General features: G+C 61.5%; 11 protein-coding genes and 1 tRNA gene. 1 reads left to right on the top strand and 11 read right to left on the bottom strand.

The window, feature by feature from the left end:
- Window positions 1-81: 81 nt before the first annotated feature.
- The 7 genes from G7Y52_RS13380 to ftsH form a co-directional block, all read right to left on the bottom strand.
- The gene (locus tag G7Y52_RS13380; RefSeq protein WP_165072715.1) at window positions 82-246 is read right to left on the bottom strand and encodes a hypothetical protein; all 165 of its coding nucleotides are present in this window, start codon (window positions 244-246) and stop codon (window positions 82-84) included.
- A 172-nt stretch (window positions 247-418) separates the two neighbouring features.
- Window positions 419-1,291, bottom strand: coding sequence for a UTP--glucose-1-phosphate uridylyltransferase GalU (gene galU, locus G7Y52_RS13375; protein WP_165072712.1), 873 nt, complete (start codon window positions 1,289-1,291; stop codon window positions 419-421).
- Between the two features lie 274 nt (window positions 1,292-1,565).
- Complete coding sequence (glmM, locus tag G7Y52_RS13370; protein WP_165072710.1) at window positions 1,566-2,918, bottom strand: phosphoglucosamine mutase; 1,353 nt, start codon at window positions 2,916-2,918, stop codon at window positions 1,566-1,568.
- 388 nt (window positions 2,919-3,306) lie between these two features.
- On the bottom strand, window positions 3,307-4,239 hold the full coding sequence (locus G7Y52_RS13365; protein ID WP_165072707.1) for a CdaR family protein: 933 nt from the start codon (window positions 4,237-4,239) through the stop codon (window positions 3,307-3,309).
- Entirely contained in the window at window positions 4,226-4,960 is a 735-nt protein-coding gene (gene cdaA, locus G7Y52_RS13360; RefSeq protein WP_165072705.1) for a diadenylate cyclase CdaA, read from the bottom strand. Before cdaA ends, G7Y52_RS13365 begins: the two co-directional genes overlap by 14 nt.
- Complete coding sequence (folP, locus tag G7Y52_RS13355; RefSeq protein WP_241159761.1) at window positions 4,953-5,903, bottom strand: dihydropteroate synthase; 951 nt, start codon at window positions 5,901-5,903, stop codon at window positions 4,953-4,955. The genes cdaA and folP overlap by 8 nt, the downstream gene beginning before the upstream one ends.
- Window positions 5,890-7,998 carry an ATP-dependent zinc metalloprotease FtsH gene (gene ftsH / locus G7Y52_RS13350; protein ID WP_165072703.1) on the bottom strand — a complete coding sequence of 703 codons (2,109 nt, stop codon included), beginning with the start codon at window positions 7,996-7,998 and terminating at the stop codon, window positions 5,890-5,892. The genes folP and ftsH overlap by 14 nt, the downstream gene beginning before the upstream one ends.
- Window positions 7,999-8,666: 668 nt before the next feature.
- On the opposite strand from ftsH, the gene G7Y52_RS13345 reads away from it, so the two are divergent.
- A tRNA-Sec gene (locus G7Y52_RS13345) sits at window positions 8,667-8,760 on the top strand.
- A 292-nt stretch (window positions 8,761-9,052) separates the two neighbouring features.
- On the opposite strand, the gene G7Y52_RS13340 is transcribed toward G7Y52_RS13345, so the two are convergent.
- The 4 genes from G7Y52_RS13340 to G7Y52_RS13325 form a co-directional block, all read right to left on the bottom strand.
- Window positions 9,053-9,577: a serine/threonine protein phosphatase gene (locus G7Y52_RS13340; RefSeq protein ID WP_241159760.1), complete on the bottom strand. Its 525-nt coding sequence runs from the start codon at window positions 9,575-9,577 to the stop codon at window positions 9,053-9,055.
- A complete protein-coding gene (glpX, locus tag G7Y52_RS13335) occupies window positions 9,578-10,561 on the bottom strand; it encodes a class II fructose-bisphosphatase (protein ID WP_165072700.1) in 984 nt (327 codons plus the stop codon). It abuts the gene before it with no gap.
- 228 nt (window positions 10,562-10,789) lie between these two features.
- Window positions 10,790-12,454: an NAD+ synthase gene (locus tag G7Y52_RS13330; RefSeq protein WP_165072698.1), complete on the bottom strand. Its 1,665-nt coding sequence runs from the start codon at window positions 12,452-12,454 to the stop codon at window positions 10,790-10,792.
- The coding region (locus G7Y52_RS13325) for a hypothetical protein (RefSeq protein WP_165072696.1) at window positions 12,384-12,630 on the bottom strand (247 nt) is incomplete at its 5' end. The genes G7Y52_RS13325 and G7Y52_RS13330, both read right to left, overlap by 71 nt.

The raw sequence follows: 12,630 nt of genomic DNA, 5'->3' as shown, positions 1-12,630 counted from the left end.
GCATTCAGGCGAAAAACGCGGTTTTCGCCTGAATGTACGCCGCGTTGCGGCGGCTGCCGCTTTCGCGTCAGCAGAGCATTTTCAAAGTGAAAATGCTCTAGAGCAGATTACCTTTGACTTTTTATGAAAGTCAAAAGTGGCATTCAGGCGAAAAATGCGGTTTTCGCCTGAATGTACGCCGCGTTGTGGCGGCTGCCGCTTTCGCGTCAGCAGAGCATTTTCAAAGAGAAAATGCTCTACTTTCATGAGCAAAACGCTCTAAGAGCAGGCCACAGCACTGCGCCCGTCAGCCCCAAGGGCTGACGGGCGCGGTAGCCGTAGCCCGGAAGGACGTGCAGATAGCGACAGCCACGCTGGCAAAAGCACCGATGCGGCGGCCGCTTTCGCGCCGGAAAAACAGTTTCAAAGTAAAACTGCGCTAATGGAATTGCACGAAATTCTTCAGGAGACCCAGCAGTTCGTAGCGCAGTTCTTCATCCTGCAAGGCAAAATAAATGTTAGCGGTCAAAAATTCCGCCCAATCGCCCGCGTCAAAGCGCATGCCCGACATGCGCACGGCCATCATGCCGCGCTCCTGGGCCATGGCCTGCATGGCGTCAGTGAGCTGGATCTCGCCGCCGTGGCCGGGCTTGGCCTTTTCCAGAAAGTCGAAGATTTCCGGGGTGAGCACATAACGGCCCACAATGGCCAGCCGCGAGGGCGCATCCTCACGCTTGGGCTTTTCCACCATGCTGCGAACCCTGAAGACCCCGGGGGCCACCTCCTCGCCGTCGATGATCCCGTAACGACTGACCTTTTCCCAAGGCACTTCCATGACGCCGATGACCGGCATCTTTTCGGCCATGGCCACTTCAATGAGCTGGCCGATGCCCGGCACGCCTCCGAACATCAGGTCGTCGCCCACCATGATCGCAAAGGGGTCGTCGCGCACCAGCTCGCGCGCGCAAAGCACAGCATGGCCGAGGCCCAGTTGCTTTTTCTGGCGGACGGACATGATGTTGACCATCTCAGCCACTTCCCGCACTTCCCGCAGCTTGTCCACCTTGCCTGCGCGCTCCAGCACCGCCTCCAGCTGGAGGTTGTAGTCAAAGTGATCCTCAATGACGCTCTTGTCACGGTTGGTCACAAAGATCACGTCCTGGATTTTCGCGCGCTGCGCCTCTTCCACCACATACTGAATGACGGGCTTGTTATAGATGGGCAGCATTTCCTTGGGAATGTTCTTGGTTGCGGGCAGTGAACGCGTACCCCAACCGGCCACGGGAATGACTACCTTGCGTATATCTTTCATGTGCGCCTCCACTGCGGTTGTTCCACATTGGTTGTTCCACATTTAGATAATCATCCAAAAGCCTGGCAAGCGCAAGCAAAAAACGCAATTTTGCGGCCTCAGCGCAGCAAAAAGCGGGAAAACACAGCAAAGACAGGTACGCTTGCCCAAGGACCTCGCGGGATATTTTTGAGCACTGTAATGTGACCAAGCGCTCACGCCACACATAGAGCGGCATGGGAACGTTTTCAAAAGTATGCGGCTCCGGCCCGGTTGCGGACACAGGCAGACGGCTCTAGCGCAGTTCGTGCGCCACCACCGCGGCCAAATCCTCGGCATAGGCCTTGACCTTGTCCGCGTCCTCGCCTTCCACCATGACCCGGCAGAGGGACTCGGTGCCGGAATAGCGCAACAGCACCCGCCCGCGGCCCGCCAGTTCCTTTTCCACGCGGGCCACGGCCTCGGCAATGGCCGGGCGCTCCTCAAACGGCAGGCGTTTTTCCACCCGCACGTTGACAAGCTGCTGGGGAAAGGGCGTGAGCAAACCGGCCAGCTCGGAAAGAGGTTTTTCTTTTTCGCGCATGATCCGCAGAATTTGCAGGGCCGCCAGCAGGCCGTCGCCCGTGGTGCTGTAGCGGTGGAAAATCAAATGGCCGGACTGTTCGCCCCCGAGCATGGCTCCTTCGCGACGCATGGCTTCCACCACATAGCGATCGCCCACCTTGGTGCGCAGCAGGCTGCCGCCATGCTCGCGCATGAAGATCTCCAGAGCCAGATTGCTCATGGCTGTGGCCACCAGCAGATTGCCCGGCAGCTCGCCGCGGGCCATCATGGCCTGGGCGCAGAGGGCCATGAGCTGATCCCCGTCCAGAATGGCGCCGTGTTCATCCACCACAATCAGGCGATCCGCATCGCCGTCCAGGGCCAGCCCCACGTCGGCGCGCACTTCGCGCACTTTGGCCGCCACCACTTCGGGATAGAGCGAGCCGCAGTGCTCATTGATATTCAGGCCGTTGGGCTGCGTGCCCAGGCGAAAGACTTCGGCGCCCAACTCTTCCAGAGCCAGCGGGGCCACCTTGTAGCTGGCGCCGTTGGCGCAGTCGATGACGATGCGCAGGCCGGAAAGCGTAAGCTGAGGCGGAAAACAGCTCTTGGTGTAGACAATATAGCGACCGCCCGCGTCTTCAATCTTGGCGGCGCGACCGACCTGATGCGCTTGCGGATAGGGCCAGGCCATATCGGGCTTTTGCACCATTGCGGCAATCTCGTCCTCGGTCTGATCCGGCAGTTTATAGCCGTCGGCGTCGAAAAATTTGATGCCGTTGTCGGAATAAGGATTATGCGAAGCCGAGATGACCACGCCCAGATCCGCACGCATGCTGCGCGTCAGAAAAGAAATGGCGGGCGTGGGCAGGGGGCCGGTCATGATCACGTACATGCCCGCGGCGCACAGCCCGGCCGTGAGCGCGGACTCGAACATGTAGCCCGAAAGCCGCGTATCCTTGCCGATGACCACCTTATGCTGGTGCGGGCCGCGCCTGAAGCGCACTCCGGCGGCAAGCCCGAGCCGCAGGGCCACATCCACGGTCATGGGGGCGTTGTTCACTGTGCCGCGCAGTCCGTCGGTGCCGAAAAGACGCTCAGCCATGAGATCTCCTTCTTGCGACGCGCCCCGGGGGCTGTCTTTAGAGCTGTCGTCATCCGTAAGGCGGCACAGCCGCCAACGGCTGACGCGCGCGGCGGGCATGGCTTCGCCATGCCAGAGCGTTTAGCTAGAGCATTTTGCTTTTGAAATTATTCAATTTCAAAAGCGGCGCTGCCATCATTTCGCGTCCAGAACGCGGTCTGGACGCTCATTCGGCGCGGGCGCCAGCTAACGCTGTCGCCAGAGCGTTTAGCTCATTTCATGAGCAAAACGCTCTAATTTCATTAGCAAAACGCTCTGCGAGGCGTTTTGCCCTTGCGGCAGGAAAAGCAGCTTTTTGCCCGGGGAGCGTACTCCAGCCGCAGCCATCGCAGCGGCCCGGAAGCGCGGATTATTTTTTCTTGCGTGAAACCGTAACTTCTTCCGTGGCCGAATTCAAGAGCGTCATGCCTTCAGGCAGCCGGAAGCGCAGCTCCACTTTCGCATGCTGGCCCGGCTCCAGAGCGGGCGGCACGACGCTGACCTCCAGGCGGGAAAGATAGCGGGCACTTTTCGCCAGGGCCTCCGGCACTTCCGCCAGCACGGTGATTTCGTCCGGCGTCACGGCGTAAAGGCGGCGGTTCTCCACTGAGAGCTCCACCTTGCAGCGTCGTGAAATCACAGTGCGCCCGCTGGTGATGGTATATTGCACGCGCACGGAAGACGGCGTGGCAGTCACCAGGCTTGGCGTATCCAGGGTGACGATCTGTTGCACCGTGGTGCCCGCAGCCTTGGGATCGAGCATGATGGTCAGAGGAAGGCTGGAAATATCCGAGACCACGCTTTCCGGTCCGCGCAAAACCACGGTTGCCGGGGAAACGCTGACGTTTTCCACGGTCAGCGCGCCCCCGCGCAAGGGCGAATCCACAATGGCGCGCAAAGGCACGCTGCGTTCCAGCAGCGTGTCGGCCTTGAGCACAATGCGCGGCGGCTGCACGTCCACGAGCTCAAAGGCCCGGAAAGCGGGCCCCATACTTTCGCCGCTCAAAGGCACAATCGTGTCGCCCTTCTTGATGCCCGAAAGATCCACGGCCTGAGTCAGCTTTTGCTGCGGGATGGAACGCAGCAGGGTTTCCGGGCCGCGCAAACGCACCAGCACCTTGCTGATCAGGCCGTCAGTGACCACCAGATTGGACGGGATGCCGAAATAATCAATATTCACTTCCACCTGGGCTTCCAGGCGGTCGCGCACGCTGACCACATACCACATGCCCACGGCCGTGAGCACGGCCACCAGCAATGAAACAAGATGCGGCGCGCGCCGGGGACTGCTAGAGGATTTCATTGAGCACCTGCCTCAAGCGCGTCGCGTCCAGGGAGCGGATCAAATCGCCCTTCATGGCCAGCGAAATTTCGCCGCGCTCTTCGGACACAACCACGGCCACGGCATCGCTTTCCCGGGTGATGCCCAGAGCGGCGCGGTGACGCGTGCCGAAATTCTGCCCCTTGGCCACGGCCAGGGGCAAAATGCAGGCCGCAGCCATGATCCGCCCCCGGCTGATGACCACCGCGCCGTCGTGCAGCGGGGCCTTGGGATAAAAAATATTCATCAGCAGCTGGCGGGAAAGCTGGGCGTCCACGCGCACGCCCTCGCGCTTGATCATATCCTCCAGGCGCATGCTGCGCTCAATGACGATCAGCGCGCCCACGCGCAGGCGGGCCATTTCCACGCAGGCCCTGACCACCTCCTCAACCCCGCCCTGTTTCAGCTCGGGCCGCCTGAACAGGCGGTGCGCGCCCATTTCGCCCAAAGCCTGCCGGATGTCGGCCTGAAAAATGACCACAATGAGAATGAAGAGGGAGCTGAAGATATGCTGCAAAAGCCAGGTGAGGGTGTACAGCCCCATGGCCCCGGCCATGAAATACAGCAGAGTCAGCAGCCCCAGGCCGGTGAGCACGGCCAGAGCCCTGGAGCCGCGCAACAGTTGAATGACCTGATAGAGCAGCGCGCTGACCAGGGCAATGTCCAGAAGATCCCGCCAGTCAAGGGTGACATGCTCAAACACGATGCTCTTTCCTTGTACGCTGCCCGGCGCTTGGCCCGCGTTGCGCCCACGCGGCCCGGCCCATGCCCGGCTCCAGTGCCGCTGCGACCCCCAAACCCTGGCGCGTGGCCGCCACGTCATGCACTCTGTGCCAGAACACGCCACGGCTCCAGAGCAGGACCGTGGCCGCCAGAGAAGCAGGCCCCCGCCCACTTGCGGGCAGGCCCAGCAGGCCGCCGAACACGGATTTCATGGAAAGGCCCATGAGTACCGGGCGACCGAAAGAAAGCCAGTCCTCCGGGTGGGCCAGAAGCGCCAGATTGTGCTCCAGACTTTTGCCGAAACCGATGCCCGGGTCCAGAGCAATGCGGTCTTCGGGCAGGCCCGCGCTTACAAGACGGTTCAGGGCGCGCTCGAAAAAATCCCTCACCTCGCGGCGCACATCGGCGTAGCGCGGATTGTGCTGCATGGTCTCGGGGCGGCCCTGGCTGTGCATCAGCACATAACCGGGCTTGTAGTGGATCAGCACGTCCAGCAGTTCCGGCTCAAAAGCGCAGGCTGAAATATCGTTCACGATCCCCGCGCCCAGCTCCAGCGCCGCGACCGCGGTGGCCGCATGCCAGGTGTCCACGGAAAGCGTTGCGCCCGGGGCTTTGCGCCGCAGAGCGGTCAGGACGGGCAAAAGGCGGGCCTGTTCCTCTTGCGGCGTGAGAGAGCGCGCGCCGGGCCGGGAGGATTCGGCCCCCAAATCCAGGATGTCGGCCCCCTCGTCGCGCAGGCGCAGGGCATGCGCCAGACCTGCTTCTGCCGTGGCATGCGCGCCGCCGTCATAAAAAGAATCGGGCGTCAGGTTCACGATGCCCATGACGCCGAAAGGGGCGGGCGTCACAAGCGCCCGCCCCCCCCCGACATGCCAGGGCGGGCTCGTTGCTGCCGAACCCGGGCCCGGTTTATTTTTTGTCATGATCCCCGCCGTGCGCCCCGGGCTCCGACGCGCCCGGCCCCCGGTCGTTCGCCGCATCCTGCGGCTTCGGCAAGGCGGCATCGGAAGATGCGTCGCAAGCGGCGTCCTTGTCCCTTCCGCGGTCCTGCCCGGCTGCGGCGTCGTGCCCGGAAACCGCTTCCACTGTCCGGGCGTCGCTCCTGCCCTGGGCATCCGGCTCCAGCAGAAAGTCTGCGGAGGCATCCGGCTCCTTGTTCTGCTTCTCCCCGCGATGCGCAGCGCTCGGGGAGGTCTTCACGGGTTTGCCGTTGACGTCCAGGGGCGGCAGTTCCTTATTCTCCATGATCAGATCCAGCTCATCGCCGGTGATGGTCTCACGATCCAGCAGAGCCCGCGCGATGCGGTGCAGAATCTCCACATTATCTTCAAGGAGCTTGCGGCAGCGGGAATGGGCCTCATCCACGATGCGCTTGACCTCGGAATCTACCAGGCGGGCCGTGTCTTCGCTGAAGTTCTTGTTCTGCACCCATTCGCGACCGATGAAAACCTCTTCGCCGGTTTCGCCGATGGCAAGCGTGCCCACGGCCTCGCTCATGCCCCATTCGCAGACCATCTTGCGGGCCATACGGGTGACGCGCTCAATATCGTTGGACGCGCCGGTGGTGATGTCGTCGAAGATCAGCTCCTCGGCCACGCGGCCCCCAAGCAGCACCACCAGATTATTGCGCAGGAAGGTGCGCGAGTAGCCGTGGCGGTCTTCCTCCGGCAACTGCATGGTCACGCCCAGAGCGCGGCCGCGCGGGATGATTGTGATCTTGTGCACCGGGTCGGAACCGGGCAGCAGACGGGCCGCCAAAGCGTGACCGCCTTCATGGTAGGCGGTGATCCGCTTTTCCTCTTCCGAAAGAATCAGGCTGCGCCGCTCGCGGCCCATGAGCACTTTATCCTTGGCGAATTCAAAATCGCGCATGTCCAGTTTGTCCTGGTTGAGCTTGGCGGCCTGCAGGGCGGCCTCGTTGACCAGGTTTTCCAGATCCGCGCCGGAAAAGCCGGGCGTGCCGCGCGCCAGCACTTCCAGATCCACATCCGAATCCAGGGGCGTGCGCTTGGTATGCACCTCAAGGATGCGGCGGCGGCCGCGCAGATCCGGCGTGGGCACCACCACCTGGCGGTCAAAGCGGCCGGGCCGCAACAGAGCCGGGTCCAGCACATCCGGGCGGTTGGTGGCTGCAATCAGGATCACGCCTTCATTGCTCTCAAAGCCGTCCATTTCCACCAGCAATTGGTTCAAGGTCTGCTCGCGTTCGTCATGGCCGCCGCCCAGACCCGCGCCGCGCTGGCGGCCCACGGCGTCGATTTCATCAATAAAAATCAGGCAGGGCGCGTTTTTTTTGCCCTGCACGAAAAGGTCGCGCACGCGCGAAGCGCCCACGCCCACAAACATTTCCACAAAATCCGAACCGGAGATGGAAAAAAACGGCACCCCGGCCTCGCCGGCCACGGCGCGCGCCAGCAGCGTCTTGCCCGTGCCCGGAGGGCCCACCAGGAGCACGCCTTTGGGAATGCGCCCGCCCAGGCGGGTGAACTTTTTGGGATTGGAAAGAAATTCCACCACTTCCGAGAGCTCTTCCTTGGCCTCGTCCACGCCCGCCACGTCGTCAAAGGTGATGCGCGCGCCCTCCTGATTGAGCATCCGTGCCCTGGAGCGACCGAAGCTCATGGCCTTGCCGCCCCCGCTCTGCATCTGGCGCATAAAAAATATCCAGACGCCGATCAACAGCAGCATGGGAAACCAGGAAACCAGCAGAGCCATGTACCAGGGCTGTTCCTCCGGCGGCTCGGCCTTGATTTCCACCTTTTTCTCCATGAGCTTGCTGACCAGCCCCGGATCCTGCGGGGCATAGGTCACCAGGCTCTTGCCCTCGGCCACTTTGCCGGTAAGGGTATGCCCCTGGATGGTCACGGACAGCACCTGCCCCTTGTCCACCCGGTTCATAAATTCCGTGTAGGGCACCTGCTCCAGAGCGCTTTGCGGCTGCTGGAACATATTAAAAAGCATGACCATCGCCAGGACGATGATCGCCCAAAGCATCAGGTTGCGACTTATCTGATTCAACGCTGCCTCCGTTACGATTTCCGCGCGCAGCGGCTGCGCGCGGCCAGAGCCGGACTGGCGGTCGGCCCGCGCAAGAAAGTACTACCTGCACGCGGCCGCTGTCAAATGCACGCCCGTACAGGCAATGCCAGACTAGAGCATTTTTTGATTGAAAATATCTATTTTCAATCACTGCGCTGCCATCATTTCGCGTCCAGAGCGCGCTCTGGACGCTCATTCGGCGCGGGCGCCAGCTAACGCTGCCGCCAGAGCGTTTAGCTAATTTCATTAGCGAAACGCTCTATGTATACCATTGCTTCCATGCCTGGCAATAAGCGCGGCAGCCCTGCCCGGCCCATGCTTGTGATTGACGGCTGTTTGCTTCCGTGCCATTATTCTTCCTGAAAGCAGGGCGTCAACGGCCCGAATGGGCCTTCCCGGATCTTTTCGGAATGGCTGCCGCTTGGTGGAACAGCCGTGCAGCGCAGGTGCAGGTTCCAGAGCCTGGAACGGCTCTGCGCACCGTAGAGCATTTTTTGATTGAAAATATCTATTTTCAATCACTTCGCTGCCATCATCTCGCGTCCAGGCTTCAGCCGTTGCGGCGAAGGAAGCTACGGATGAAAATCCGCCACGCGTCCGCAGGCAACTGAAAAATTTGCTCGCCTGTGGCTGTCATCATGCAATGCGGGGGCGTTTCGTCACCGGTGTGGCGCCCGGTCTTCAAAACCGGCGGCAGGCTTTACGGTCTGCGGTAGGTTCGACTCCTATGCGTCCCCGCCAGCTCCATTTTACCGACCCTCCAGGATCGTTCCGGAACAAGAACAGCAAAACCCCTTGAGGCTCAAAGCTTCAAGGGGTTTTTATGACCATTTCCGTTGCTTCAAAGCGAGAGTGTATTGCTTTTGAAAATATCCACAACTTTTAGAGCGTTTTGCTAGAGCATTTTCAAAGAGAAAACGCTCTAATGGGAGGGAAATTTTTCAAAAAATTCAGATGATTATATTTCTCCAGTCTTGCAAAGGCAAATCCAAGCCCCGCAAAACCGCCTGATATTCCGAACTGATGAAAGCATTCAGCGATTGATCGGCGGCGCGTCGCTTCCGGCTTTCAGCATGGTGCCCAGGTGGCGGCGGGCAAGAGTCAGTTCTTCTTCCGTGACGCTGGGCATGTCGCGCGGACGAGTGCCGCTCATGTCGTTGCCTTCCTCAACGATGACCAGCGCCGCGGCCATCCGGCCCATGACGCTGAAAAAGCGCAACGGATCCCAGCCCTGGGCCCTCACCCATTCCGCGGCCTGGGGAGAATAGAGAAAATCCGCCTTGCCGTTGCGCAGCACAGGGTGGGCCTCTTCCTTGTTTTCCTTGGCCCAGGCCCGGAAGCGCGGCAGAATTTCCAGAAAGTCGATCAATTCCTTGTCCGTGACCGGAGGCTGATTGTCATATACGGTCAAAGCGGGCGCGGGCTTTTTGGGCACGGAGCGCGCGGCCTCGGCGATGGGAACCGGCAGCACGAAAAACAGAAGGAGGATCATCAGGCCGAAACCGACCGGGGAGGAAAATGCCCATTGACCCGGAAACAAAAAATACGCTCTTTTCATTCAATACCGAACCGCGCTGATTTTAGAGAGTCTGTCCATATTATGGTACGACTCCACATAGCGCAATGTGCCGGTTTTGCCACGCAAAACCAGGGAATGGGTTACCGCGTGCCGCGCGCTGTAGCGCACGCCGCGCAAAAAGTCGCCGCCGGAAATGCCCGTGGCGGCGAAAAAGCAATCGTCGCTGCGCACCAGATCGTTGACCGTGAGCACTTCGCGCAGATCAATGCCCGCTTCGTTGATGGCTTCTTTTTCCACATAGGACTGCGGGTCCAGCCTGGCCAGGATCTGCCCGCCCATGCCCTTGATGGCGCAGGCCGCCAGCACGCCTTCCGGGGTGCCGCCCGTTCCCAGCATCACATCCACCTCGGAGCGCGGATCAACGGCCATCAGCGCGCCAGCCACGTCGCCGTCGGTCTGAAGCTGAATGCGGGCCCCGGCCTCGCGGATCTCCGCGATCAAGCGTTGATGGCGGGGCTTGTCCAGCACGAAGACGACCAGATCCTGAATGCTTTTGCCCATGGCTTTGGCCACATGTGCCAGGTTGACCTTGACCGGCGCGTCCAAATCTATGACCTCGCGCGCCTCGCGCGGCACCACCAGCTTTTGCATATAGTAACTGGGGCCGGGATTGAACATGCTGCCGCGCGGCGCCACGCCCACCACGGAAATGGCGTTGGGGCGACCGTAGGCCAGCAGATTGGTGCCTTCCACCGGGTCCACGGCCACATCCAGGCTCGGCCCGTCGCCCATGCCCACTTTTTCGCCGTTACGCAGCATGGGGGCATGATCTTTTTCACCCTCGCCGCTGATCACAAGGCCGTCAATATGCAGCGTGGCAAAGCTGACGCGCATGGCGTCCACAGCCGCGCCGTCACCGGACTCTTTGTCGCCGCGGCCCAGCCAGCGGGCCGAGGCCAGGGACGCGGCCTCGGTAATGCGCACAATATCAAGGGCCAGATTTTTCTCCGGTGCTTCCGCCATGACTTCCTCCGGGTCAAAGTATTGTGGGCTGACAGGTGACTTTACTCCAGCCCGCGCCGGGCTTCAAGGGAAAACCCGTTGCGAAGAATTCACTTTTAGCGTGAAATTCCTTTTGCAACCATGTAAAATTACAATGAATTTTTTACGGAAATCATATCAAAGGCGAATCCCTCCCCGTTGCGCCGCGCGCCGGGGCTGTGAGCGATCGCCCGGGCAGCCCGGCACTGTTTACGGCAGCCGGTAGCGCCCCGCTACAGGCGCCTGCCAGCCCGAGCCGAAAGGCATGCGGCTCACATGCAGACACAGGGGAGCCTGGCGGCGCTTGAATTCCGCTTTGAACAGTTTGTCGCGCACCTCGCGGCACGCCTCGGGCTCAAGCCCGGCCGCCCCGTGCGCCGCGGGCGCGAGCAGTTTCTCCAGCAAGGGATCAAGCACGTCATAAGGGGGCAGGCTGTCGGCATCTTTCTGGCCGGGGCGCAGTTCTGCTGAAGGGGCCTTGTCGAAAATATTTTGCGGAATGATGGCCGCGCCCCGGCGCTCGTTGTACCAACGGGCCACGGCATAGACCTGGGTTTTGGTCAGATCCGCAATGACGCCAAGCGCGCCCACGGCGTCGCCGTACAGCGTGGTATACCCCAGGGCCCCCTCGCTCTTGTTGCCTGTATTCAGCACAAGAGCCCTGGCCCGGTTGGCCAGGGACGTGAGGAGCGTGCCGCGGATGCGGGCCTGCACGTTTTCAAAGGTCACGTCGCCGGCCTGTTCCGGAAAAAGGGCAAGCCCGGGCCTGAGCGTTTCCTCAAAGCAGCGCATCAGCGGCTCAATGGGCAGGGTGACGGTGGTCACGCCCAGATTGTCGGCCAAAGCGCGGGCGTCCGTCAGCGAGCCTTCGCTGTTGTAGGGCGAAGGCATCAGCACGCCCGTGACACGCTCCGGGCCCAATGCCTCTGCCGCAATGCAACAGACCAGGGCCGAATCCATGCCGCCGGACAGCCCCACAATAACCCGTTCGGCCCCGCACTTGCGCACGAAATCGCGCGTGCCCAGGGTCAAAGCGCGCCAGCAGGCTTCTTCCGCGCTTGTGCAGAGAGGTTCGGGCTCAGCGGGCCCCAGCGAGGTGTCAACCACCAGCACATCTTCCTCAAAAGCCTTGCCCCGGGCCAGCAACTGCCCGGTGGGATCAAAGGCCAGACTCTGCCCGTTGTAGATGCGGCTGTCATTGCCGCCCACCAGATTGACGGAAAAAAGATGCACATGATGCCGCGCCGCCACATGCGAAAGCATCTGCTCCCCGGCTTCCTGCGCGCCCACGCTGAACGGCGCGGCCGCCATGTGCACAATGGCGTCCACCCCGCGCTGGATCAGTTCCATAAGCGGATTATGGCCGCTGGCATACTGGGTTTTCCAGAACGCGCCCCCCTCGGCCGCAGCGTCCTCGCAGAGCACCACGCCCAGCCGCCAGCCGGCCAGGGGCAGGATGCCGCAGGAAATGCCGCGATCAAAATAGCGCACGTCATCGACCTGGCCCGCGCCCTGGCCGAAATTCTGGCCCAGGCTTTGGTAGACCTTGCGCGAGACCACCTGCCATTGCCCCTTGTGGATGAGCACGCCCGCGTTGGAAAGCAGGCCCGCGGCATAGACGCTGACCACCGGCGCGCCCACCAGCAGCGGCGGCCCGTCGCGCAGGGCCTCGGCCAGTTGCTGCAAGGCCCGACGGCACCCTTCCGCGAAATCCTCGGCGCAGAGATAATGGCCGGGAGCCGCGCCACAGAGAGCCAGCTCCGGCGTCACGCAGAGATCCGCGCCGGCCGCCTGCCGCGCGGCGTCAAGGATGCGCTGGAGATTCCCGGCCACGTCGCCGGTCACGCTGTTGCATTGCAATAAGGCTATTTTCATCCCGCTGTCCTCCCGGGGATCGGCATTTCGGCATAGCGCCCTGGACGTTAGAGCAGATTACCTTTGACTTTTTATGAAAGTCAAAGGTGGCATTCAGGCGAAAAACGCGGTTTTCGCCTGAATGTACGCCGCGTTGCGGCGGCTGCCGCTTTCGCGTCAGCAGAGCATTTTCAAAG

This window comes from Desulfovibrio sp. ZJ200, assembly GCF_011039095.1.
Lineage (GTDB): Bacteria > Desulfobacterota > Desulfovibrionia > Desulfovibrionales > Desulfovibrionaceae > Desulfovibrio.
The sequence above is the reverse complement of the archived record's forward strand: the minus strand, read 5'-3'. Positions and strand labels throughout refer to the sequence as shown.